Below are 23,549 nucleotides of genomic sequence, written 5' to 3'. Positions count from 1 at the left end.
TATTGTTATCTCTCATCGTTGTCTGTTAAATTCAATTGGTTGCTTGCAACTCCTCTCAATAAGGCCAGTTTGCCTTCGTAGCGCGCTTTGTCGTGTTCGAAGACAGAAGCTTTGTATGCCTTGTTGAGGTAATACTCCGCTTTTTTTCTATCGCCTTGCTCATAGGCAACTTTTGCCAGCCCAAAGTAGCTACCATGAACGTTGCGATCAAGTTGATAAGCTTTTTGATAAAAATGCTTAGCGCGATTTAACTCTCCTTGTTTAAAGGCTTCGTTCCCTAATACCAACATGTAATAAGGGTTGCTTTTTCTCAAATTATGGATATTTGCTTCAATAATGCCAGCTTCATGATCTCGTTCCGTCAGGTGGTAGAGTTTAGCAAGGTTACTTAGTGCATTTCGATTATCGTGGTTAATGGCAATGGCCTGATTATAGGCTCGCTCGGCGAGGTCGTACTGGTTTGTTATACGGTATAAAATACCGAGGTTCCCCCAGGCGCCGTCATGATAGGGATCACTTTCTACGGCTGCCTTGTAGTAGCTATATGCCATATCTAAGTTACCACTAATCATTTCCATTGCTCCTTTGTTGTTATAGAACATAGATAAGATAGTATTTGTACTAATTGGTGAAGTACTAAAGTGTTGAGAGCGGCTATTAGGATCAAAATCAACAGTGACCGCAGTTGGTTTAACATATAAAGTTTTAACTGAGTCCTGTGTGTTATCTACTTCAAAAATTTTGATGTTGACGTGGCCTGTTAGCAGGCTATAGCCTTGGCTCTCATCCCAATATTCAGGTATGTGTACTTGTTGAAATTGGCTGCGTAAGCCTAGCTGCTTAGCAATAGCGTGAGTTAGTATAGACAAGGACAAGCAGTTCGCGTTCATATTATTAAATGCTTGATTTGCAGTTAAATTTGCACCTGAAAGGTAAGAAAGTGAATCATCTCCACTACTTACCAAAAATCTCATCAGCATTTTAGCACGTTTAAGGCCTATCTCTCCGTTGTGAAAGTATTGTTCTAATTTAATGCGAATTTGGTTATTGAGTTGAAAGACGTCAGAATACGACTCAACTTTGTGAACAGTAAATTGGTGATTTGCATTAAGAATTGATCTATCAATCGTCGCTTTGGGAGTGCTATTACAAGCACTAAGTAAAATAATGCTAAGCACAATAATAGAGAACTGAATTACTATCTTCATACAACCTCCAGATTGGGCATTCGGCTGACTTTTAGTTATGGCTTAATTGCTTACCTTTGACCCTTACTATTATTGAATTTAGACCATAATTGCAAAATTTGCGCGGTGTGATTGTTACACCATGTAACAAAGAGACAATTTGAAAGGGTAAGCCTACAAGGAAACATGCAGGCTTACTTTAGAGTTGAGCAGAGGTTAAAAGCTCGCGACGAGATCATCAAGCGCTTTTGCTGATGCAGCAAGACGCTGAATTGCTTGTTCCGTGTCAAGTTGCTCGTTCATCACGGCATCGCTAATTTCGCTAATTTGCTCGATGTTGCGGCCGACGTCCGCAACGACATTACTTTGCTCTTCTGTCGCTGTTGCGATAAGCGCGGTCATGTCATTTATTTGATTTGCGGTTTCCGAGATTTCCAACATTAACTCCACTGACAATTGCATCGTTTGAACACTTTGCTCTGCTTGTTCACTGGATTGTTGGATTTGGTTTACGACAGCGCCAGACACCTGAGTTAATTCAGATATCGTTGCTTGGATCTCGTCGGTAGATTGTGATGTACGACTCGCAAGTGCTCTCACCTCATCTGCAACAACGGCAAACCCACGACCGTGCTCACCCGCTCGCGCAGACTCAATCGCAGCATTGAGTGCAAGCAAGTTGGTTTGTTCAGATATGCCTCTGATCACATCAACGATATTGGCAATTGACTGGGTTTTATCGGCCAATGTAGCGACTTGACCTGCCATATTTTCGATGTCACCTGCAAGCAAGTGAAGTGTTTCTTGGCTTTCTTGCACACCTTGACGGCTGCGCTTGGTTGACGCTTTACTTTCTTCTGTCAATTTTGCCGTGTTGGTCGCGCTGCTCGCTATCTCTTGTACTGTCGCACCCATTTCATTGATTGCCGCGGCAACAGACATGGTTTGAGACTTTTGTTCATCCAGAGACTGAGAGTTTTGCTGGCTCTGTTTAAACACGGCTTCGCTCGTCACGCGAATTGAACGGCTCTCTTCCGCAACCATGTGGATAGCTTCTTCGATCTTAGCCATAAACTGGTTGAAGCCGCCAGCCAAAGCATGAAGTTCAGGTTGTGCTGAGTCTGGTAAACGATAATTGAGTTTTGCGTCGCCGCTACCAAGCTGTTCAAATAAATCTGCCATCTTTTTAAGTGGCGCGCTTAAGTTCTTAGCCAGTAGCATACTAAAAAAGCTCGCCACTAGCGCAATCACTATCGAAAAACCAATGATTTGCCACTGCAAAGAAGTGATCCCACTATTGATTTCACTGGTTGGCACTTGGGCAATAACAAGCAAATCTGTGTTTGGAATTGGGCTCGCTGCAACTAAATTAGTTTCGCCATCTACTTCCAACTCTTTAACGATAAATCCACGTGTGGAGGTAAAATCGCGACTGTGCTGGCCGTAAAAATCTTCAATTGAGGACTTTGCAACTTTGCTTGCATCTGGGTGCAATTGCACGGTACCTTGCCTGTTAATGACGAAAACAAAGCCACTTTGCTCGATTTTCATATTAGCAAGCATCGCCTGCATATCATCAATACTTTTCGCAAGTCCAGCTAAACCAAGACCGCTTAGTTGTTGATGGTTTACAAACATTTTTACATCGCCCGGCGCTTCTTGATAGATACTAATAGAGTATGGCGAGCCACTAGTGGTAAAGCCGAAAAACCAACCATCTTGCTCTCTATTTAGTACTCGCAGAAAGCCGTTTTGATTCCAATATTGATTGGTTTCGCGGTTAGCCCAAGAAGCCGTAACTAAGTCATACTGCGCCGCAATACGCTTGAGTTCGTTGACAAGAAGTTTTTCGTCCAAAGTATTTTGCTTGGCACTTTGGGTGATTAATAAATTGCTTGAAAGCTGCTCGGCTGCATTTTTCAACGTGTCTATCTGCTTGCTTAATGATTTATTGATACTTTCTATCTTGCTTGGCAATTCAGATTGCATCATGCGTTCATTAATGAGCGTTTTGGCGCTGTAAAGCGAGGTAAACCCGATTAAACAAGCGACAGCAATCGCAATGAGACTACCCAAAAGGGTAATTCTTTGAGTAATTGTTAAACCTGTGTTTTGCATTCGATTTGTGTGTGTAATCCCGTGGAACCGATTATTCTAGCATAGTAAATAACCAGCTCGGAACAAGTAACAATCCAAGTCACAAAAAAATAATTTTGGTTTATAAAATAAAGTTAATCTCAGTATTTAGTGTTAACTGTATTTGAGTTAAATGGGTGGTTATGTTGAGAAATAGAGATAAAAGGCCACAATCTCAGGGTGGAAAGTGGCCTTGGTTACTAACAAGCGAACTAGTTTGCTATATTATTGACGCAAATTTATTTCTACTTACTAAACAATCTTTTTCATATCTGACATGTAACCGCGAAGGATTTCACCTATTTTTTCTACCGGATGGTTACGGATCGCACGGTTTACAGCGATGAGCTTTTGGTTGTCAGCATAATTGTCACTGTCTAACAAGCCTTCACCAATCTCACGTTTTGTGATTGATTCCATAAATGGCTTCAATAGTGGTAGACATGCGTGATTATACAGGTAGCAACCATATTCTGCGGTGTCTGAAATAGTACGGTTCATCTCGAACAGCTTTTTGCGCGCAATGGTGTTCGCGATTAGCGGCGTTTCGTGTAGTGATTCGTAGTAAGCAGATTCATCAATAATGCCAGCTGCTGTCATGGTTTCGAACGCCAGCTCAACACCGGCTTTAACCATAGCAACCATTAGAATACCTTGGTCGAAGAAAGTCTGCTCTGAAATTTCAGCATCCGTATTCGCTTGCTTTTCAAACGCGGTTTGTGCGGTTTCTGCACGCCATGTAAGCAATTTATTGTCGTTTTCAGTCCAATCAGCCATCATACCTTCTGAAAACTCACCACTGATGATGTCGTCCATATGCTTGTTATAAAGCGGGCGCATAATGTCTTTTAGTTGCTCGCTCAGTTCAAATGCGCGTAACTTAGCGGGGTTAGACAGTCTGTCCATCATATTGGTGATACCACCGTGTTTTAGCGCTTCAGTGATGATCTCCCAGCCATACTGTACGAGTTTTGATGCATATCCAGGTTCAATGCCTTCTTCTACCATTTTGTCAAAGCATAGAAGTGAGCCAGTTTGCAACATACCACATAGGATGGTTTGCTCACCCATTAGATCTGATTTTACCTCAGCAATAAATGATGACTGCAATACGCCAGCACGATGACCACCGGTTCCCGCCGCATATGCTTTAGCTTGCGCGAGACCTTTACCCTCAGGGTCGTTTTCAGGGTGAACTGCAATCAGCGTAGGTACACCAAAGCCGCGCTTGTACTCTTCACGTACTTCTGTGCCAGGACATTTTGGTGCAACCATGATTACGGTGATGTCTTCACGCACTTGCATACCTTCTTCGACGATATTAAAGCCGTGAGAATAAGCAAGTGTTGCGCCTTTTTTCATTAACGGCATTACTGCGTTTACAACTGAAGTATGTTGTTTGTCAGGCGTTAAGTTTAGGACCAAATCCGCTTCAGGAATGAGTTCTTCATAAGTGCCAACAATAAAGCCGTTTTCAGATGCATTAAGAAACGACTGACGTTTTTCTTCAATTGCTGAAGGACGTAGTGCGTAACTGACGTTCAAGCCAGAATCTCTTAAGTTTAGACCTTGGTTCAAGCCTTGTGCACCGCAACCAACAATGACCAGTTTTTTACCAATCAGAACGTCGACACCTTGTTCGAATTCTTTTGGATCCATGAATTCACATTGAGAAAGCTGAGCTAATTGCTCACGTAAAGATAAAGTATTAAAGTAATTCGACATGATATTTCCTGATTCTGTAGAAATAGATTGAAGTCAGAGTAGGGCGAACTTTTGATTGCGTAAAATGATATATTTGAACTATAGTGTTTCAAAAGGTGAAATACTATGAATCACAAACAACTTAAATATTTTTTGGCACTTGCAGATACGCTGCACTTTTCCCGAGCGAGTGAGCGCTGTTTTGTAAGTCCTCCGACATTAAGTCGTCAAATCAAACAGTTAGAAGAGGAAGTTGGCGCGCCTTTATTCCTACGAGATAATCGCACCGTTGAGCTGACTCAGCAAGGCAAAGCGTTTGTTCATTACGCGCAAGCGACGTTGGCAAGCTGGCGGCAGTTTAAGAGCGAATGTGTTGACGATGATAAGCCTTTGACCGGTGAGTTGAGTTTATTTTGTTCAGTGACCGCGACTTACAGTTTTATTTATGATCTTTTTTCCAAGTTTCGCCACCTATACCCGCAAGTAGAGTTAAATCTTATTACTGGTGATCCCGCGCATTCAATAGCAGAAGTGGCTAGTGGTAAGGAAGATGTTGCGGTCGCGGTGAAGCCAAAACATCTACCGAACGGTATAGAGTATTTGCCAATAGGCCGTTCGAGATTGGTGTTCATTGGTCCAACGATGGACTGTCCGCTTAAGTCTATTATTGATGAATACAGTCATAGTGAAATGCCGTGGCAGAGGCTGTCTTTTATTATGCCAGAGCAAGGTGTGTTAAAAGATCGAATCGATAACTTTTGCAAAAAACACAATTTTGTTCCTAAAGTCTATGCGCATGTTTCGGGCCATGAAGCTATGGTTGCGCTTGCGAGTTTAGGGTTTGGTATTGCGTGTGTCCCCGAGATAGTAATTAGTCAAAGTCCATTTAAGAATCAAGTTCAGCTTTTGCAGCTTAGATCGGACGAGATTGAAATTGGACTTGTAACTAAGAATAAACGGTTATATGACCCAGTTGTTAAAGCACTTTGGGATACGGCAAAAGGATTATTTACGCTGTAAAGCATCCATTCAGGTTGCGTGACTACACTGTGTTCATCCATGTTGAATGAATGAGGTGCGTCCGTGTCCACTATCTTGGTTGCACAAAGCAATAACAATATATTGACATCACAACAAAAAATGCTTGAAGAGCAAGGCTACACTGTTGAGTTGTTGAGGGAATTAGGTCAATTGAACGGTTTTTCAGGGAAATCCATTAACGGTATCGTGCTTGATCAAGCTATCGCATCCGTACCAACCTGCGATTCAATCAGCCAATTTAGACAAAGATTCAAAGCTCCCGTGATCGTCAGTCTTGACAGCGATGACGAGGATGTTCACAGCCTGTTTTTAGAGCTCGGTGCTGACGAAGTTATTTCCAAAGATGCAAAGCCTAGACTATGGCGAGCTCGACTCGATGCAGTGTTAAGAAGGCAAGCTGCAAACTCGCAGTTTGACGATGAGCCTGAACAATTAACCTTTGGGCAGCTGCATATCGACAAAAACACCAGGCGCGTGAGTTATGGGCAGGAGCGCATTGACCTCACAACCCATGAGTTTGAGTTGCTGTGGTTACTTGCGAGCAATGGCGGCAAAGTAGTGAAACGTGACTTTGTATACGAGCAGATCCTTGGCAAATATTATCGCCCAGACACTCGGACAATAGACGTTCGCATCTCTCGCTTGCGTAAAAAGCTACACGATAATCCGAGTCGTCCAGAGAAGATCAAAACGATTTGGCGTCAAGGTTACCTATTTGTTACCGATGTTTGGAACTAAAAAGTAACAATTTGATTTAACACAAAGATACTTCGAATTTTTCGAATGCTCAATTCGGAGAAATCTGTGAAACAGGTTTCTGACACAAAGGGATAATGCCAGCTATATGGTGTTATCCCTTTGTTTTATATGGAGTATCTTTACTCCTTTTAACAAGTGATAGCGCTGGAGTAGTTAGCTGTTACGTAGCATTTTTAAAAAAATTGTTATTTATACAATGCAAATAATATTGATTGCTATTTAGGTGTGTGTATACTTTACGCCTAGTTATGAAAATATAAACATAATTAGTCTCAAAGGAACAATTCAATGGCACTTAAAAAGTCTCTGTTAACGACTGCTATTCTCGCTGCAACTTTAGGCCTCACCGCATGTGGTGGCTCTAGCAGCAACTCAAATGACAACGATGATAACAACACAACACCACCTCCAGCCACCAATGCTGCACCTACTATTACCGTAGACAGTGCATCAGTATCTGAGGATACGCTTGGTGCTGCGGTTGCAAATATCTCTTTTTCTGACGATAGCGATGAAGTAAGTGCATTGACACTAACCATCTCTGACAACCGTTTTGAAATTGTTGACGGTGCGGTTAAGCTCAAAGCTGCAAACGCACTAAACTTCGAACAGGTTGAAGGCGGTAAAGTATCGGTAACTATCACGGCAACTGACAGCAAAGGCGAGAAAACAGAAGTTGAAGCTGAAATTGCTGTTCAACAAATTGCTGAAGAAAACAAAGCGGGTGTAAACCGCTATGCCTTTAATAACACACAAGGTGAATCTTCAGTTTCTTATTCTGGCCAAATCGCACGTCACGCAGCTATGGTTCATATTAAGAGCCTAATGGGTAAGCTTAATAATGAAACTGTGGGTAATGCGGCGGAGCAAAAAACAGCTGAAGCGGCAATCACTGAGATTAAAACCTTCTTGATGCCGACAGACACAGTGGTCTTGGATGAAACCCTTGATTTCGCTGTTGCCGCAAACGCTGCACAAACCACATTAGGACAAATTTCAAGTTCACTGAAAAACGTTGCTGGCGAAGGTGGTAAAATTGCGGGACGTGATACCTCTAATATGCATAAAGCATGGGAAGAGGATGGGGTCATGGCTGGTTGGGTTAACTTTGGTACACAGCCAAAAACACCTGAAGGTTTAGCCCTACACTATTTAGACCTGCTACAAGCGCAACTTCAGCAGTTTGAAAATGGCTCAACAATCAAAGCAGAGCATAATGGCACAGCTATCACGCTGAACAAACTATATGTAACACCGGAAGGCCTTGATCTTGCCCAGCTAATGCAAAAACATTTAAACGGTGCAGTGTCGCTTTCTCAAGGTGCGGACGATTATCTAGATGATTTACTCATTGGTGAAAAGTCAGCTGATAACGCGACATTAGCGGATGGCAAAAGCTACACGGAACTTGAACACAAGTTTGATGAAGGCTATGGCTATTTCGGTGCTGCTGTTGATTATCTAGACTATACAGATGATGAACTTTCAGCTAAAGGTGGCCGTGAAGCGTATGCAAGTGGTTATCATGATTTGGATAATAACGGCAAAATCGATCTACTATCTGAATTTAACTTTGGTAACTCAACAAATGCAGCAAAGCGTGACCGTGGTACTAAATCTAACGCTAACCCAACGGACTTCAGCGCTGAAGCACAATTAGCGTTTATTGAAGCACGTAAACTTATCAACGCTAATGTTGGTACTAATGTTGCGCAGTGGTCAGATGAGGACAAAGCACGCTTAGAAACATTGCGTAATCAAGCGTTGCTAGCATGGGAAAAGTCTATCGCTGCAACCGTTGTGCATTATATCAATGATACAATCTCACATGATGACGGCGATTTAGACGATATTGCATCAGGTGATTTTGATGCCGATCAATTCTATGCGGTAGCAAAACACTGGTCAGAAATGAAAGGTTTCGCGTTAAACTTCCAGTTTAATCCGTTTTCTCCTGTCTCAGATACTGCTTTTGCTGAAATCCATAACCTGATGGGTGACAAGCCTGAATTCGCGGCAGATAAAGTGGAAGCTTATAAGACTGCTTTATTGGAAGCGCGAGAAATCATTGCCAATGCATATGGTTTCGATGCTGAGAATGTTGCCAACTGGTAATCTAAATTTTCGTTTATAACGTTAAAAGGTTAGCCGTTAATTCTGCTAACCTTTTGTTGTATATAGATAATAGAGAATGCAAATGAGAGTATCTAAACGTTTAAGTGCTGCTGCCGTCGCTGTGGCTTTGGTATTGTCTGGTTGTGGTGAAAGTACTTCAAGCAGCCAAGGATCTGGAGTGAAAGATAATAACTCTGGAACGGATAACCCAACTCTACCCACGCAATTTGATGAAGCGGCCTTGGTAAGTAACCTTGTGAATAATGTGCTTACCCCTGCAATTGAGCAATTCAATGAACTCGCGGTAACACAGCAACTTGAAGTTGCGAGTTATTGTAGCGCTGAAAAAGTACAGGCTGAAAATACCGCCGCGTTAAAGCAAAATGCTCAACAAAGTTGGCGCAACGCTATGATTGGGTGGCAGTATGTTGAATTGATGCAAATGGGTCCACTTACTGCCAATAGTAAAGAGCTTAAAAACAACATTTATGTTTGGCCCGCTACAGGCTCTTTATGTGATATCGACTTGGATGTAGTGTATTTTGAAGATGGCGTTATTAATGGCAATGCTAGCAATCCTTATAATATCTCTGAGCGTACTGCAAACCGTAAAGGCTTAACTGCCTTAGAGCACCTTCTATTCAATGCCAATCTTGACCACAACTGCTCGTCAGTGAATGATGCGTTGGCACCATGGAATAGCCGTTCAACTCAGGAAAGAGCGGTCGCGCGTTGTGAGTTTGCGATGGAAGTGGCTAAAGACATTGAAGCACAGAGCAATATACTCTTGTCTCAATGGACTGGAGAAAATGGCTACGCAGCTAAACTCGTTAATGCAGGACAACCAGGCTCTCCGTTTGACACGCCCCACTTAGCGCTTAATGAAATATCAAAGGCGTTATTTTACATGACCGAAGAGTTAAAAGACGGCAAAATAGCGACGCCGTTAGGCCTAGGTTTTCCGAACGCATGTGGTTTAGAAGCTTGCCCAGAAGCGGTGGAGTCGCCAATTGCAGAACATTCTAAAGAGAATTTACTTGCTAATATCAGAGCGTTTAGAAACATCTTCACTGGTAATGGCCAAGATGCTGAGAATACATTGGGCTTTGATGACTTTTTAGATGCTGAGAATGGTAGTGATGTAAAAGAGCGCATGCTTGCAGGGCTTGCGGATGCAGAAGCTACACTTCTTGCGATGAATGCGAGCCTGAAAGCTGAGCTTGCGGGTTCTGCAGAGCAAGTGACGCAAACGCATACAGACGTTAAAAAAGTGACGGATGATTTAAAGACTGAGTTTATCGAAAAGCTCGCCCTAGAACTTCCACAAACTTCGGCAGGTGACAATGATTAAGCGCATGAACATGAAGAAATCTTTATTAGCGGTAGCGGTAATTTTTGCACTACCTCAAGCGCAAGCTGCGGATGACAATCAAGATATTGAGCATATCTCTATTATCAGCCATCACGATAAATTGCGAAAAGAAGCCGGCTCTGCAACCTTGTTGTCAGAAGCGCAGTTGGCAGAATACGAATACGATGATATTCACCGTATTCTTTCTAATGTACCTGGTGTTAATATTCGGGAAGAAGATGGTTATGGCCTGCGACCAAACATTGGTTTTCGTGGTGTAACACCTGAGCGAAGCAAAAAAATCACCATAATGGAAGACGGTGTGCTTATTGGCCCAGCTCCTTATTCTGCGCCGGCTGCTTATTATTTCCCGGTTACGACTCGTATGACTGCGGTTGAGGTATTTAAAGGACCAGCGGCTATCAAGCATGGTCCGCAAACAGTTGCTGGTGCGCTTAACTTAGTGACTCGCCAAGTGCCAGAGTTTACAGAAGGCGGTATTGATGTTGCGGCTGGCAGTGACGGTTATTCCAAAGCACACGGTTACTACGGTTCAGTAGTAAATAATGTTGGCTTCTTATTCGAAGCGGTAAATCTACAAGCTGATGGTTTTAAAGAGCTTGATGGCGGTGGTGATACGGGGTTTGAGAAGAACGATATCTTAGCCAAGTTTAATTATAAACTGTCACAAGGCGAGCTAAACCATACGTTTGGCTTAAAGCTCAGCTATGCCGACGAGTTGTCCGATGAAACTTACCTTGGTTTAACGGATGCAGATTTTGCTGAAAATCCGTATCGTCGATACGCAGCGTCTCAGCCTGCAGAGATGGATACCAAGCACACTCAGGTAATGTTATCCCATGTACTTGATGGCAAAGACTTTAACGTTACGACAAGGCTGTACCGTAATGACTATGAGCGAGCTTGGCTTAAGCTTAATAGTCTAGGTAGTAAAAGTGGACCATCCCTTTCAAAAATCATGGCAAACCCAGAGGCTTTCGCAAATGAGTACGCTGTGATCACAGGGGCACGTGACTCTGTCGTTGCAGGTTCAAATATCTTTTTGAATATGGGGACTAATGACCGTGAGTATTTCTCACAAGGTCTTCAAGTCGATGCCAATACGAGCTTTAGCCTGTTTAACTTAACCCATGATATTGCTGTTGGCGTGCGTTTTCATGAAGATGAAATTGAGCGCAAACATTTTGAGCAAGCATATGCAATGGAAGGTGGTTCACCTGTGTTGCTAGAGGGTTCAAAGCAGTTTACCTCGCTGAATACTGAAAATACTAAAGCGTGGTCGGTATATCTAGAAGATAAGGTACAGCTTGATGCGTTGACTTTGGGCCTTGGTCTTCGTGGCGAGCTGATGGACATGTCTTACCAAGATAATAAAGATGCCGATGTTTGGATTGATAAAACCACCCGTATTTGGCTACCTAGCCTAAGTGGTTTCTATCAGCTTTCTGATGATGCCGGTCTTTTATTTGGTGTGCACCAAGGTTTTGTACCTTCTTCACCCCAACAGGATCCGGATATAGAGCTTGAGAAGAGTGTTAACTACGAATTTGGTGGGCGCTTTAATGATGGTGTGACGCAGTTTGAGATTGTGAGCTTTTTCAACGATTATGAGAATCTGAACGAAAGCTGTGGTCAGTCTAACTGTGGTGTCAATGACCAACAAGATCAGCAATTCAGTGGCGGTGAGGTGGATGTTTACGGTCTCGAAATGCAGTTTGCACAACGTTACCCTTTGAACCTTCAACTGGATATCCCTTATAGTCTCACCTACACCTATACGAAAGGTGAATTCCAGAATGAGCGTGCGACAACGTTTGCACAATGGGGTTATATTAAAAATGGTGATGAGCTTCCGTATTTGCCATCTCATCAAGCCACTTTTAATATTGGCCTTGCAGCAAGTGACTGGAAAGTTAACGTAGCCATTAAATACATCAGTGAGATGAACGAAGCTGCTGGCAGAAGCACTGAAGACTTTGAGCTTGTACTTGAAGGTGCCAAGGTGCCTAGCACAACCATCGTTGATGTATCCGCAAGTTACGAGCTAGGTCAGTATGGTCAAGTTTATGCTAAAATCGACAACTTGTTCGATGAAGCAGAAATTGTTAGTCGTCGCCCGTATGGCGCGCGTCCGGGCAAACCAAGACAATTTAGTTTAGGTTATAAATACCAGTTTTAATTGATTGTCTATGCGGCTCTTGAGTAAGAGCCGCAGCTTCACGGCGGCTTGTCGCTAGACCAATGGAGCTATTCCAAAAATATATGTATTCATTATTTCTTTTTGATGGAAATGACTATGTTAGAGCAATTATGGCAAAGCATTACTGAACTCCCAGGCTACTTGTTCGATGCCAATAAAAGAGTGTATTTGCCATACTTGTTTAGTGCTATTTTGATGGCTGTTCCTGTTTATATCGCCACAGAAAAAGCGCGCTCTGGTAAAGGTTTTTTAAAGTTTTTGTTTCCCAAGCAAGTGTGGTGGTGCAAAAGCGCCAAGCTCGATTACTGTTTATTGATCACAAATCGATTGATAAAGGCAGCGACGTTTACGCCTATCGTGTTGACTATGGTACCGGTGGCGCTAGGGTTATCAGGTGGGCTTGAAGCGTTTTTTGGCCCAGCGTTACATCTTGAAGCGCCAGAATGGGTGGTGATTGGACTATTTACGTTATTTTTGTTTATAGTTGATGACCTCACTCGATTCTTGCTGCACCTGATCCTACATAAAATCCCATTCTTTTGGGAGTTTCACAAGGTGCACCATTCTGCAAAAGTCCTGACCCCCTTTACCATTTATCGCTCACATCCCGTTGAAAGCTACCTGTACGCCTGTCGTATGGCATTAACTCAAGGAATTGTGGTTGGAGTAGGGTATTATGTATTTGGCAGCAGCTTGAGCATGTACGATATTCTTGGTGCGAATGCGTTTGTCTTTTTGTTTAATATTTTTGGGGCCAATTTAAGGCATTCACATATCTGGCTGAGTTGGGGTGACAAGCTAGAAGATTGGTTTATTAGTCCTGCACAGCACCAAGTACATCACAGTGACAATCCAATCCATTTTGATACCAATTTAGGCTCAGCACTTGCCATTTGGGATCGTATGTATGGCTCGCTGATTAAGGCCTCGAGTGCGGGTAAAATTACCATTGGAGTTGGGCAATATGATGCGGGACATGATTCACTTACCGCGATTTATTTGAAGCCATTTAAGCAGGCTTGGAAAACCTTATTACCGAAGAAAAAAAGTAACCCACCACTTAAATCATCTCAGGGTGACTAGATCTTCACTATTCAGAACTACATATTTGCAATGAATTAATTTCGGTATGGGAGAGTTTTTCAAAGGTGAAGCTCGTGCTTGGAAGGGGAAAATAGGCTGACGACGGGCATTGTCAGCCTATGTGGGAGAGTAGGCTCCCTAAATCTTTACTAGTGTAGTTGTGATGAAGGCTTGCTGCGGAAAAAGCCTAGTTCATTTAACTTTTCAATTAGTTTTGGATCGTCCAACCGGTTCGGGGTTTCTTCATCCCTTAAATAGTGATCGTTTGGTACGGAATGCATATCGAGCATTTTATGAAATAGGATATTGCGAATTGCCAACGCTGTCATACCACCGTCCTGAATTGCATCCAGCCTTTCTTGGAGGTCTGAAAAAGGCGCAGCCTTGACGTCATCCACTACTGCAGAAAATTGACCATTAGATTTATTCTTAATCATAAAACCCCCAAAGGTATAGCTTGTTCACAATCCAGTGACACGATGTTCAAAAGGCATTTGGTATCAATTTTTTGTTCATAAAATAGATACTTACGCCATGTCCGATGTGATCAGTTTACTCTGAAGTGAGGGCAAATTACCATCTTGGATGTAAAGCTTTGTAAATCGAATAATGAGTGGAATGAAATAATAAGATGGACGTCTAGATGTAACACGATGATCTGAATATGAAAATAGTTCTCAGTACCAATTATGATACTGAGAACCAATACTAATTTAAGTAAATAATTTCTCTTTTACGTGTTCTGCAAAGCCACTACCCGCTTCTAAATAGAAGTTGTAGGTAGAATTCACACCCATTTCTTCTAATTCTTTCTGTTGATCTGGGTAGTTTGCAATGGCGGTAACTTGGCCGTTGTAGCCTGATGCTTTGAGCTGCTCGAGTGCATAAATATTCTGCATATGTTTAGGCATCGCGAGCATAACCATTTCTACTTCAGAATGATTTACACGCTGCCAAAAATCAGGGTCGGTTGCGTCAGCAGTTAATACCCTGCGCCCTCGGGAAACATGTTTTTCAACTACTTCAGGCTTAATATCTACACCAGCAACGGTATCTGGGAAGCTGGCCTGTATTGTTTCGTAAGCACCTGTTCCAATCCTTCCCATACCAAATATAACGATCTTGGTGTCGGTAAGATTTACCGGAAGCTCTTCTTCTAAACGGTCTTGGTTCTCAAACTTTAATAACCAAGGCTCTAATTTAACGTAGACCTCGTTCGAGCGTTTGTTGAGCGGAGACGCGATCACAAAAGTAATAGAAACAGCAATAGCAACTACTGCTAGCCAGTCAGGAGCAACCGCACCAGAAGCAGATGCAACGGCACACACGATAAGACCAAACTCGCTATAGTTAGTGAGTGTGAAAGCGCTCAATAGCGATGTACGAGCACGCAATTTGAACATATTGGTGAAGAGATAATAAAGTGAGACTTTAATCGGTAGAACAATTACCAGTAGAATCGCTATTAAAAGTGCGTCCAGTGTAATCGTGGCATTCAGACCAATATTCAAGAAAAAACCAACAAGCAAGATGTCTTTTACATTCAATAGTGATTTTGATAACTCACCGGCTTTTTTATGTGGGGCGAAAATCATACCCATGATCAGCGCACCGAGATCACCTTTTAGGCCCGCAAATTCAAAGGCATGATAACCTGCGACTAACGCAAAAAAGAAGCCAAAAAGAGGGAGTAGCTCACCGTGCTTTGAGCGGCTTAATACCCAAAACATAGCTGGACGTACAAGCGGTAGCACCACAAGCAGTGCCAGTGCCCAAATATTGGGTACTTTGCCCGTACTGACGGCGAGAAAGATAACCGCAAAGATATCTTGCATAACCAAAATACCGATTGAGATTTTACCGTGAAGACTTGCCATTTCACCACGTTCTTCCAGCACTTTTACCGCAAAAACGGTACTGGAAAAGCTAAATGCAAAACCAACCAATAAAGCGCTTTGCCAGTCTAGGTCAGTAAATAAAGGTAGGCTCATCGCCCCTAGCATCAACAACAGGCTAGCGAAAAACGCTGTACTGGTAATAATATGCATACTCGCTGGTGCCCAAACCTGAGGCTTTATCAGGTTACCAACTCGTAATTTTAAACCTATGCTAAAAAGCAGCAGCGTTACACCAAGATCTGCAAGTTGAGTAAGTAAGTCTGTGGTTTTATGGCCAAGTAGATTTAAGACAAAGCCCGCCATCAAAAAACCAATCAAAGGAGGAAGCTTTAATTGATAAACAGAAAATCCGCATGCAAATGCGACAGCAAAATAGAGCAGTTCCATAACTTTAAATTTTTATCCAAGATATGAGCAGTGTACCAAAACCTCCTGATATATAAATTATAAATTTTCGCTGACAAGTTGGAAAAAATATGGTTATGATGCAGGTAAGGACATACCGGACAGGAGACGTAATGTTTAAGAAGATCCTAGCATCTGTCGGTATCGGTGCGGCAAAAGTAGACACTGTATTGGAAACAGAGCATTTGCACCCGGGACAGAAATTTCAAGCGCAAATTGTAGTAAAAGGCGGTGACGTTAGCCAAGAAGTAACAGGTTTAGAACTTGCGCTAATGACAAGAGTTAAGGTTGAAGGGGAAGACGGAGAATATTTTAGTAATCATGTTATTGACCGTTGGCGTGTAGGTAATAATTTCACGATAGGCCCAGGCGAAGAAAAAGTTATTCCTTTTGAAGCTCGACTTCATTCAGAAACACCAATCACAGAAATCAATGCGGGCTTCAACCGCTGTCATGTTTGGATTGAAACAGGCTTAGACATTGATTTAGCCATCGACCCATCAGACAAAGATGCTTTACACATTTATCCAAATGAAGCAGTGAAAGCATGTATGACAGCGATGGAGCGTTTAGGCTTCCATTTAGTGAAAGCGGATGTAGAAAAGGGCTATTTACGAGCGTCCGAGTTTCAGTCTGTTTCTGGTTGTTACCAAGAACTAGAATACCGACCAAACTCACGTGCATTATTTGGACTACAAGAAGTTGAGCTTTCGTTTGTACCTGAAGCACATCGAACTCATGTACTGATAGAGTTGGACAGAGCGTTTCGAGGGGATGGATACGTCGATTTAACGATTGAGCACGATCACGTCAATATCTCTCAATTGTGCGATCAGTTGGAGCGGTTGTTCTCATAATCACTTAATTTACTCCAAACGCCCAGCTTTGTCTGGGCGTTTTTGTTTCGAGCATAAATGATACCAATCAGTCTTAATAAAGCTAATCGGTATGACAGAGAAAAATATGAATTGGCAACTTAAAAGTTATGATGCGCTCACTAAAGATGAGCTTTTTGAGATTTTAAAGCTAAGGGTTGATGTATTCGTTGTAGAACAGGCATGTCCCTATCCAGAAATTGACGATACCGATAGGGCGTCTGAAACTCAACATCTGTTTTTGGTCAAAGATGAACAAATTTTAGCGTATGCACGTTGTTATAGAAAATCCGCAACTACTGCGTCCATAGGCCGTGTTATTGTTTCGCCAACGCTGCGAGGACAGGGCGTTGCACGTGATCTTATGCATCGTGCGATTGCTTGTTGTGAAACGGAGATTACTCATGAGAATCTAGTTATTTCTGCGCAGTGTTATCTAGACAAGTTTTATACGGGGCTCGGCTTTGTGAAGCAAGGTGAAGATTATCTAGAAGATGGGATCCCGCATCAGGATATGTTATTTGTGAAAAAGTAAAAGAGGCTATGCGCAGCCTCTTTTTATGAGCGAAATTATAGTGAATTTAAAAATACTGCAGCAATGGCAATTGGACAAACGAAGCGGATGTACCAAGGCCATACTTTCCAGAAGAAACTACTGCCAACTTCCGGGCATCCTGATTCAATTTCTTTAAGCAGTTTTGCTCTGTGCCAAATCCAACCGACAAATACACAGCACAGCATGCCAAGTAGTGGCTGACCAAACTTCGTTGTCAGGCTAACAATAAAACCGAACAGCGTCTCGATGTTTACCAAAATGGTGAAGCTCACGGCTGTTACCAAGGTGCCGATGATCCAGGTGGCCTGTACTCTGCCTAGTGCAAAACGTTCAACAGCATAGGAAACAGGCGCTTCTAACATCGAAATAGACGAGGTGAGTGCGGCAATACTCATCAGAGCAAAGAAAGCGAAGCTTACCACCAGGCCAATGCTACCCATGCTATCAAACAATGCTGGCAATACCTGAAACACTAAGGTGTCTTCATTTAGCAGTGAGCCGTCAGCTGCAAAAATCTCTACGCCTTGCGCTTGCGCGACATACATGGCGGGAATGATAAGTAAGCCGGCAACGAATGCGATAAAAACGTCAATTAAGGTAACCATTGCACCAAGTGAAACTAGATTCTCTTTTTTACTTATGTATGAGCCGTAAATGATCATCACGCTGGTACCGAGCGAAAGCGAGAAAAATGCTTGCCCTAGGGCATCAACGAGTAACTGTGGATTAAGCACAGAAGAAAAGTCAGGAACAAGATACACCTTAAGACCTTCAACGGCACCTTCTTGGGTTAATACATACGCAATTAACGAGAATAAAATACCGATAAGTGCGGGCATCAAACGCTTTGACCACTTTTCAATCCCGTTTTCTACGCCTTTACTAATTATAAGCACGGTGAGTGCAATAAAGGTGGCTGTAAAGACGATGTTGCGCGACATAGACGAATCAGCAAGCCAAGATTGCGCTTGAGTCATTGATGCAACTTCCGCGATGGGTTCAAGTGTTGCGCTAAACATCCACCCTGCCACGATTGCATAAAAACTTAAAATAAGACCCGCACAAATGATACCACCGAACCCGACAACAAAAGCAAGCTTACTTTGCCATGCTGTATTTGTTAGTTTGCGCAGTGAAGATACGGCATTTGCTTGACCGTGACGACCAATGACGAGTTCTGCCATTAGTGCTGGATAGGCAAGACAAAAAGCCAAAACCAGATAAACTAAAACAAATGCAGCACCACCATTGGATGCCGTTTGTGTTGGAAACCCCCAAATGTTTCCCAAACCTACCGCCGACCCTGCGGCGGCCATAATAAAACCAAAGCGAGAGCTGAACTCTCCTCGGACATTGCTCATAATTATTATACTTCTCTAAAAATTTCTAACGGCGCTGACAATCTACTGTAATTAAAAAGAAATAAAAAGAGTAAATTACCTTGATTTAGCGCAAGTTTTAGCCTGATATTTAGCCGTAATTAAGTTGTTGCACTCAAAAATCAAAGCTTAGCTTATAAGCTAATGTTTTCACGATTATTTCTATATGAGATAAGTCACCGTGTAGCGACTTATTTACAATAATTATTTTTCTTTACAGGGTAGCGAAAGCACAAATTTTGCGCCACCTAATCGCTCTGACTGGTTTACGGTGGCTGTACCATGATGCCAATCCATGACTTTTGCAACGATTGCAAGGCCTAAGCCGTAGCTTTTACCTGCACGGTTGCGGTGAGTTTGCTCTTGAAAGAAAGGACTAAAGACTTTATCCCAATTTTGTCTCGCGATCCCAGGGCCATCGTCTTCAACGGTAATAATGAGCCAATGCTCGGTATGGTGTGCACTTAATAACACACTGGCAGTGGCAAAGTCACAGGCATTGCTGATCAAATTACTTATCGCTCTTGCAAGCCAATGTAAGTCGCCATGGATCATTAATTGTTCAGGAATTTCTACGCGACCAGACAACTGGTTCTTTTGTAGCTTTGGTTGCATTTGCTGCATTAGATCTTGACCATAGCGAGATAGAGTCGTTACTTCATGTTTGAGTAAATGAGACTTTTGTTCAAGCGTCGCAAAAGATAGATAGCTCGAGAGCATGTCCTCCATTTGATCTAAATCTTTTTCCATGCGTGCTAAATAATCGTGAATGGCATCGATATCACTTTCATCTAAAGCTGCATCTAAGCCAAACCTTAAACACGCAACAGGTGTCCGAATGTCATGAGAAAGACTGGAGGCCATTAGCTTATTCTCAGCCATCAACTTCTCTATTTGGCTTGCCATTCGATTAAAGGTATTTTCCAAGTCGCGGATATAGGTGAAATGATTGGGGGCGATGCGCGCGCTTAGGTTACCGCTGGCAAAGTGCTTTGCTGCAGTATTGAGAACGATCAAACGTTTAACTAACGGAGAGAGAATGAACCATAATATTGCGCAAATTCCACCGTAGAAAAATAATGTTAGCAATACGTCGTAATCAGCCTGTTCAACCTGAGGTTGCCATTCAAGTTCAACGTAGTCAGGCGCCATTTTAGGGGTTGTTTTTAGAAGGTATACATTCTCGTTTTCTATTACTAACCCATCAGGTTGTAACATCCGTTGCTTTAACTCGAGCGGCATGGCTAGCGTTTCGCCATCTTTATAGCTAATGTTGATGTCAAATTGTTTGGCAATCAAAGCCGTTGCGTCTTCTCGTTTTCCCTGTTCAATATCTGCAACTTGCTTGGCAAGACCTGTAATCAGTTTGCTTTGCCACTCAAAACTATCTTCTAAGGGAGCGGTTTGCTGATTATAGGTGTCGATCACCCAACCCAGAGCGAAGATCGAAATTAACGCACCAGCGAGTAAGTAGATATAGAGTTTTTTCACGATATTAGCTTGCGACCTTCATTACCAAGCTGATGGTACGAGTAGATACCCTTTACCCCACACCGTTTTAATTTTTTCTGGGTTTTGAGGATCATCATTAAACTTTTTACGTAGGGCAGAAATGAGCACATCGACGCTTCTGTCGAGGCCGTCATATTCTCTCCCTTTTGTCGCTTTAAAAACCGCATCGCGAGAGACAACTTCACCAGCGTGACTGGCTAAAAATTGCAGTAGTAGGTATTCGGCACTAGAGACGATGACTTCTTGACCTGCAACACTGACTTTGCGAGCTTGAGTGTCGATACATAAATGTCCCACCACGAGTTCGTGATTGGCAGCTTGATGATCTTGTGGTTTTTCTTGTGCAGCGCGAACATTCGCTTTTATACGAGCGAGTAAGGCGCGAGGACGCACAGGCTTGATTACATAATCGCTAGCGCCAACTTCCAAACCGATGACTTCATCCATTTCTTCATCTTTGGCTGTGAGCATAATAACAGGCTTGCTATAAAACTGACGTAAGTCACGGCATACGCTGATACCGTCCTTACCGGGGAGCATAAGGTCAAGTAAAACAAGGTCGGGGTCTAGTGACTTAACACGTTCAACGACTTCATCACCGCGGTAGCAGCAATGTGTTTTGTAACCTTGATTATCAAGATATTCAGCGACCCATTGCGCTAATGAAGTGTCATCTTCAACCAATAAGATTGTGCCGTATTGCTCCATGTCTTTACTCCGAACTTTTTATTTTTCTGCGTCGAGTATAATTCTAAAAGCGTCATTGTCTGTAAATAAGTGTAGCGCCAGCCTGCAGTTGACCTCTGTCAAACTGGCGAGTACTTATGTTACTTAACGTTTAGCTTTTCAATTAAACTCTCGGCCAAGTGTTTTTGCATATCCGCTGTTAGCGCTGATACTTCGGTTTGGGTACATGCACCAGCGGTTTTCTCGAGCGGCGAAACCGTTTTAGTTACCTTGTAAGGAGGAATATCAACGGGCTTTTCGCCACGTTGACGGCGCGCCTCGTCGGTATTTTGGGCCACAATAAACGACAGTACATCGTGCTCGTTTTCTATTTTTTCCACTTCAGTAAATGTGAATTGTAAAGGGATCCCTTGAAATCCAGCGCTATCTACTGATGATTTGGCAAACCAGACAACATCTGACGAAGCTTGGTGTGCTAGGCGCATACTGACTGAAGCCACAATATTAGTGCATTGAAATGCTGGCGAATTTTGAGCAAGTTCAGCAATATGTGGATGTGGGTTTCTTGGCCTATCCAGTGCGTACGTTTTATTGGCTGCAAATTCCAAATCAAGTTGATGAATTGTTAGCGTGTAACTTGCGCTTTTGGCAGCGACAACTTTCAGGCCTTTTTTCTCGAGCAAAGTAACGATTTGTTTTCTTAACGTATCGGTTAAGCTTACTTTGTCTGCGTTGATATAAACGGTATCACCTTGTGCAAGCGGGTGAGCAGGTAATTGCACTGATTTAATTCGTGCAGAATTAAGTTCGGTACTATAGCTGATTTGATAAACAGATTTTTTTAATAGTGGCTTCTTAGGTACATCTAACTTTGGCGCTAATGGCGCTGTGGTGACACATCCAAAAAGTAGACTTGTACATAGAGCTGCTAGCACTAAACGCATTAAAATACCTCAATTAAACAGTTATTTTCTTATATTTAGTGAGTTCCGCCAATTCATCATGTTAGTATGGCGGGCGAGTGTTAATGAAATGAGTCATTATGAAGTCGCTAATTCTCACATTAGTTTGTTTTTTTTGCATTAGTTATCCAAAAATAACGATTGCAAAAACCCCAAACCAGCAATGGTCACAATTTTTAAAGAGCTATTCTAAGCAAGTCGAGCGCAAACTAAAAGAAAAATCGGTGCCCGGTGCTGCTTTATCCGTCGTGCATGTCGAGCACGGCAGCTACGCAGAAGGTTTTGGCAAGACAAAAAGTCGACAAGGAAGTGTGGTCAACGAACAAACTCGCTTTCGCTTGGCATCGGTTTCAAAAACGTTTGCAGGAAGTCTAACGGCTAAATTAGCGAGCGAAGGGTATTTTAATATTGACGATCGAGTGGCCAGCTACTTGCCGCAAGTCGCCAAAGGTGATTATAGCCAACTTAAGCTCTATCATTTGTTAAGTCACTCGAGTGGCTTAGTGCCCAATGCCTACGATAATTTAATCGAGTCTCGCATGGACTACCCACAAATTGTTGAGCGCTTACTGCAAGTCAAAGCGTTATGTCAGCCCGGTGAGTGTTATGGTTATCAAAATGTCATGTTTAGCTTGATTGGAGATGTTATCGAGCAGGCGACGAATATCAGTTACAAAACTTGGATGGAAGAGTTTGTTTTCGCGCCACTTAATATGCATGACGCCGGCCTTGGCTACGAGCAAATGACAAAAAATGATAATTTTGCGTGGCCGCATGTCAGAGGGCGAAAGCGTTGGCATACCGCTAAATTAAAGCCGCATTACTATAAAGTACTCCCCGCAGCTGGTGTAAACGCTAGTGCTGCTGATATGGCGCAGTGGTTAAAAGCACAATTAGGTCTGTATCCAAGTGTTCTATCACCGGATGCTCTGAGTAAGCAATCAGTGCCGTATACGTTAACGAAACGAGAGCTACGCAGACGCGTTTGGCGTGGTCATGTAGAAGAAGCCTATTATGGACTTGGCTGGCGAATTTATCGTTACGATGGCAAATTGCTCTATTATCATAGTGGCTGGGTGCAAGGTTATCGTACCGATGTGGTGATTATTCCAGAGCTTGGTATTGGGTTTAGCCTACTGTTAAATGCAGAGAGTGGCATTATTAATCAGTTAACAAACGACTTTATTGTTGACGCATTGGCGCTTGAGAAGAAATTACTGCCTCAGGTGAGTGAGCAGGAAATTAAGAAAGTAAAAGCAGAAGAAGCGAGTTTATTACAAGAGATTGCGACGTCTTCTGGTGAAAACGTCGCAGACAACAAAGGTTAGTTACGAGGTAACTGGATCTTTTTGTCTTCGCTTTGGCGGTACAACACAATGATATGGCCAATGGTTTGTACTTTATGTGCATTTGTTTCACGAACAATTGCTTCAAAAATCAGTTTCTTAGTTTCACGATCATTGGTTGGTACTTTTACCTTGATAAGTTCGTGAATGTTCAGGTTTTGCTCAATTTCAGCCATGACGCCTTCGGTTAGGCCGTTTGCGCCTAGAAGAACAACTGGGTTTAAAGAATGAGCTAGCCCTTTTAGGAACTGCTTTTGTTTATTTGATAAGGTCATATTGATACAATCTTATTTATTAAAAGGCTTGAATTATCGATATTCTAACGCCATCTA

General features: G+C 42.6%; 19 protein-coding genes. 9 read left to right on the top strand and 10 right to left on the bottom strand.

The window, feature by feature from the left end; genetic code table 11:
- Positions 1-5: 5 nt before the first annotated feature.
- The 3 genes from QSH61_RS11230 to ilvC all read right to left on the bottom strand — a co-directional run bounded on the left by QSH61_RS11230 (position 6) and on the right by ilvC (position 5,048).
- On the bottom strand, positions 6-1,208 hold the full coding sequence (locus QSH61_RS11230) for a tetratricopeptide repeat protein (protein WP_174168680.1): 1,203 nt from the start codon (positions 1,206-1,208) through the stop codon (positions 6-8).
- Positions 1,209-1,403: 195 nt separating this feature from the next.
- Positions 1,404-3,305: a methyl-accepting chemotaxis protein gene (locus QSH61_RS11225; RefSeq protein WP_206470985.1), complete on the bottom strand. Its 1,902-nt coding sequence runs from the start codon at positions 3,303-3,305 to the stop codon at positions 1,404-1,406.
- Between the two features lie 270 nt (positions 3,306-3,575).
- The gene (gene ilvC, locus QSH61_RS11220) at positions 3,576-5,048 is read right to left on the bottom strand and encodes a ketol-acid reductoisomerase (protein ID WP_206470984.1); all 1,473 of its coding nucleotides are present in this window, start codon (positions 5,046-5,048) and stop codon (positions 3,576-3,578) included.
- 105 nt (positions 5,049-5,153) lie between these two features.
- On the opposite strand from ilvC, the gene ilvY reads away from it, so the two are divergent.
- The 6 genes from ilvY (at position 5,154) to QSH61_RS11190 (ending at position 13,597) form a co-directional block, all read left to right on the top strand.
- Complete coding sequence (gene ilvY, locus QSH61_RS11215) at positions 5,154-6,047, top strand: HTH-type transcriptional activator IlvY (RefSeq protein WP_010605095.1); 894 nt, start codon at positions 5,154-5,156, stop codon at positions 6,045-6,047.
- A 63-nt stretch (positions 6,048-6,110) separates the two neighbouring features.
- Complete coding sequence (locus QSH61_RS11210) at positions 6,111-6,806, top strand: response regulator transcription factor (protein ID WP_010373828.1); 696 nt, start codon at positions 6,111-6,113, stop codon at positions 6,804-6,806.
- Positions 6,807-7,115: 309 nt separating this feature from the next.
- Positions 7,116-8,942, top strand: a complete 1,827-nt coding sequence (locus tag QSH61_RS11205; protein WP_206470983.1) for an Ig-like domain-containing protein — start codon at positions 7,116-7,118, stop codon at positions 8,940-8,942.
- Positions 8,943-9,024: 82 nt separating this feature from the next.
- Positions 9,025-10,293: an imelysin family protein gene (locus QSH61_RS11200; protein ID WP_206470982.1), complete on the top strand. Its 1,269-nt coding sequence runs from the start codon at positions 9,025-9,027 to the stop codon at positions 10,291-10,293.
- Positions 10,286-12,493: a TonB-dependent receptor family protein gene (locus QSH61_RS11195; RefSeq protein ID WP_206470981.1), complete on the top strand. Its 2,208-nt coding sequence runs from the start codon at positions 10,286-10,288 to the stop codon at positions 12,491-12,493. Before QSH61_RS11200 ends, QSH61_RS11195 begins: the two co-directional genes overlap by 8 nt.
- A 117-nt stretch (positions 12,494-12,610) precedes the next feature.
- A complete protein-coding gene (locus tag QSH61_RS11190) occupies positions 12,611-13,597 on the top strand; it encodes a sterol desaturase family protein (RefSeq protein ID WP_206470980.1) in 987 nt (328 codons plus the stop codon).
- A 149-nt stretch (positions 13,598-13,746) separates the two neighbouring features.
- Here QSH61_RS11190 and QSH61_RS11185 read toward each other — a convergent pair whose 3' ends face one another.
- Both QSH61_RS11185 and QSH61_RS11180 read right to left on the bottom strand, forming a co-directional pair.
- Positions 13,747-14,034 (bottom strand): hypothetical protein, encoded by a 288-nt coding sequence (locus QSH61_RS11185; RefSeq protein WP_088530338.1) that lies wholly within the window; start codon positions 14,032-14,034, stop codon positions 13,747-13,749.
- Positions 14,035-14,310: 276 nt separating this feature from the next.
- The gene (locus QSH61_RS11180) at positions 14,311-15,882 is read right to left on the bottom strand and encodes a cation:proton antiporter domain-containing protein (RefSeq protein ID WP_010605089.1); all 1,572 of its coding nucleotides are present in this window, start codon (positions 15,880-15,882) and stop codon (positions 14,311-14,313) included.
- Between the two features lie 131 nt (positions 15,883-16,013).
- Here QSH61_RS11180 and QSH61_RS11175 point away from each other — a divergent pair, with 131 nt between their 5' ends.
- Together QSH61_RS11175 and QSH61_RS11170 are read left to right on the top strand one after the other, a co-directional pair.
- Positions 16,014-16,757, top strand: a complete 744-nt coding sequence (locus QSH61_RS11175; protein WP_010605088.1) for a sporulation protein — start codon at positions 16,014-16,016, stop codon at positions 16,755-16,757.
- A gap of 106 nt (positions 16,758-16,863) precedes the next feature.
- The gene (locus QSH61_RS11170) at positions 16,864-17,310 is read left to right on the top strand and encodes a GNAT family N-acetyltransferase (RefSeq protein ID WP_206471086.1); all 447 of its coding nucleotides are present in this window, start codon (positions 16,864-16,866) and stop codon (positions 17,308-17,310) included.
- A 35-nt stretch (positions 17,311-17,345) separates the two neighbouring features.
- Here the strand turns inward: QSH61_RS11170 and QSH61_RS11165 are convergent, their stop codons facing one another.
- The 4 genes from QSH61_RS11165 to QSH61_RS11150 all read right to left on the bottom strand — a co-directional run bounded on the left by QSH61_RS11165 (position 17,346) and on the right by QSH61_RS11150 (position 21,853).
- Positions 17,346-18,692: a sodium-dependent transporter gene (locus QSH61_RS11165; protein WP_206470979.1), complete on the bottom strand. Its 1,347-nt coding sequence runs from the start codon at positions 18,690-18,692 to the stop codon at positions 17,346-17,348.
- A 222-nt stretch (positions 18,693-18,914) separates the two neighbouring features.
- Positions 18,915-20,201 (bottom strand): sensor histidine kinase, encoded by a 1,287-nt coding sequence (locus QSH61_RS11160; protein WP_174168691.1) that lies wholly within the window; start codon positions 20,199-20,201, stop codon positions 18,915-18,917.
- Between the two features lie 21 nt (positions 20,202-20,222).
- Positions 20,223-20,930, bottom strand: a complete 708-nt coding sequence (locus tag QSH61_RS11155; RefSeq protein ID WP_010605084.1) for a response regulator — start codon at positions 20,928-20,930, stop codon at positions 20,223-20,225.
- A 119-nt stretch (positions 20,931-21,049) separates the two neighbouring features.
- Positions 21,050-21,853: a hypothetical protein gene (locus tag QSH61_RS11150; RefSeq protein WP_206470978.1), complete on the bottom strand. Its 804-nt coding sequence runs from the start codon at positions 21,851-21,853 to the stop codon at positions 21,050-21,052.
- A gap of 98 nt (positions 21,854-21,951) precedes the next feature.
- On the opposite strand from QSH61_RS11150, the gene QSH61_RS11145 reads away from it, so the two are divergent.
- On the top strand, positions 21,952-23,199 hold the full coding sequence (locus QSH61_RS11145) for a serine hydrolase domain-containing protein (protein WP_010605082.1): 1,248 nt from the start codon (positions 21,952-21,954) through the stop codon (positions 23,197-23,199).
- On the opposite strand, the gene yhbY is transcribed toward QSH61_RS11145, so the two are convergent.
- Positions 23,196-23,492 (bottom strand): ribosome assembly RNA-binding protein YhbY, encoded by a 297-nt coding sequence (gene yhbY, locus QSH61_RS11140; protein ID WP_010373854.1) that lies wholly within the window; start codon positions 23,490-23,492, stop codon positions 23,196-23,198. The genes QSH61_RS11145 and yhbY overlap by 4 nt on opposite strands.
- Between the last annotated feature and the right edge of the window lie 57 nt (positions 23,493-23,549).

Origin of the sequence: Pseudoalteromonas sp. JC3 (assembly GCF_030291895.1) — a bacterium.
Taxonomy (GTDB): domain Bacteria; phylum Pseudomonadota; class Gammaproteobacteria; order Enterobacterales; family Alteromonadaceae; genus Pseudoalteromonas.
The sequence above is the reverse complement of the archived record's forward strand: the minus strand, read 5'-3'. Positions and strand labels throughout refer to the sequence as shown.

Excerpts from the sequence above, each read along its gene's own strand:
- QSH61_RS11230 (WP_174168680.1), bottom strand. The coding sequence starts at position 1,208 with ATGAAGATAGTAATTCAGTTCTCTATTATTGTGCTTAGCATTATTTTA.
- QSH61_RS11225 (WP_206470985.1), bottom strand. The coding sequence starts at position 3,305 with ATGCAAAACACAGGTTTAACAATTACTCAAAGAATTACCCTTTTGGGT.
- ilvC (WP_206470984.1), bottom strand. The coding sequence starts at position 5,048 with ATGTCGAATTACTTTAATACTTTATCTTTACGTGAGCAATTAGCTCAG.
- ilvY (WP_010605095.1), top strand. The coding sequence starts at position 5,154 with ATGAATCACAAACAACTTAAATATTTTTTGGCACTTGCAGATACGCTG.
- QSH61_RS11205 (WP_206470983.1), top strand. The coding sequence starts at position 7,116 with ATGGCACTTAAAAAGTCTCTGTTAACGACTGCTATTCTCGCTGCAACT.
- QSH61_RS11200 (WP_206470982.1), top strand. The coding sequence starts at position 9,025 with ATGAGAGTATCTAAACGTTTAAGTGCTGCTGCCGTCGCTGTGGCTTTG.
- QSH61_RS11195 (WP_206470981.1), top strand. The coding sequence starts at position 10,286 with ATGATTAAGCGCATGAACATGAAGAAATCTTTATTAGCGGTAGCGGTA.
- QSH61_RS11190 (WP_206470980.1), top strand. The coding sequence starts at position 12,611 with ATGTTAGAGCAATTATGGCAAAGCATTACTGAACTCCCAGGCTACTTG.
- QSH61_RS11185 (WP_088530338.1), bottom strand. The coding sequence starts at position 14,034 with ATGATTAAGAATAAATCTAATGGTCAATTTTCTGCAGTAGTGGATGAC.
- QSH61_RS11180 (WP_010605089.1), bottom strand. The coding sequence starts at position 15,882 with ATGGAACTGCTCTATTTTGCTGTCGCATTTGCATGCGGATTTTCTGTT.
- QSH61_RS11175 (WP_010605088.1), top strand. The coding sequence starts at position 16,014 with ATGTTTAAGAAGATCCTAGCATCTGTCGGTATCGGTGCGGCAAAAGTA.
- QSH61_RS11170 (WP_206471086.1), top strand. The coding sequence starts at position 16,864 with ATGAATTGGCAACTTAAAAGTTATGATGCGCTCACTAAAGATGAGCTT.
- QSH61_RS11165 (WP_206470979.1), bottom strand. The coding sequence starts at position 18,692 with ATGAGCAATGTCCGAGGAGAGTTCAGCTCTCGCTTTGGTTTTATTATG.
- QSH61_RS11155 (WP_010605084.1), bottom strand. The coding sequence starts at position 20,930 with ATGGAGCAATACGGCACAATCTTATTGGTTGAAGATGACACTTCATTA.
- QSH61_RS11150 (WP_206470978.1), bottom strand. The coding sequence starts at position 21,853 with ATGCGTTTAGTGCTAGCAGCTCTATGTACAAGTCTACTTTTTGGATGT.
- QSH61_RS11145 (WP_010605082.1), top strand. The coding sequence starts at position 21,952 with ATGAAGTCGCTAATTCTCACATTAGTTTGTTTTTTTTGCATTAGTTAT.
- yhbY (WP_010373854.1), bottom strand. The coding sequence starts at position 23,492 with ATGACCTTATCAAATAAACAAAAGCAGTTCCTAAAAGGGCTAGCTCAT.